Annotated in this window: 1 pseudogene; it reads left to right on the forward strand. The window is 59.9% G+C overall.

Going from position 1 to position 449, the window contains the following annotated elements:
* Positions 1-347: pseudogene (locus AC2JF9_RS09275) on the forward strand (chorismate-binding protein); the annotation flags it as partial.
* Positions 348-449 lie beyond the last annotated feature (102 nt).

Consider the following 449-nt stretch of genomic DNA (forward strand, 5'->3'; position numbering starts at 1 on the left):
TCGAACGATATTCGCACGTCATGCATATCGTCTCCAACGTTTCGGGCAAGCTCCGGGAAGATAAGGATTTCTTCGATGCTTTCGTCTCCTGCATGCCTGCCGGCACCGTGTCGGGAGCGCCGAAGCTGAGGGCGATGGAGATCATCGCCGAGCTGGAGAACGAGGCGCGGGGCGCGTACGCGGGCGCGATCGGCTATCTCGGATTTTCCGGCAGCCTGAATACCTGCATCACGATCCGCACGATCGTCTTCAAGAACGGCAAAGCCTATGTGCAGTCCGGCGCGGGCATCGTCTGGGATTCGGTGCCGGAGAGCGAATATCGGGAAACCGTCAATAAAGCGAAGGCGTCGCTCAAGGCGATCCGGGCGGCGGAAGCGATGTTTCCGGCACGCGAGCCGCGCGCCTCGGCCGGCAACGTAACGAATATGGATTATTACCATCGCGTATAG

Source organism: Lactobacillus sp. C449L, from assembly GCF_059900815.1.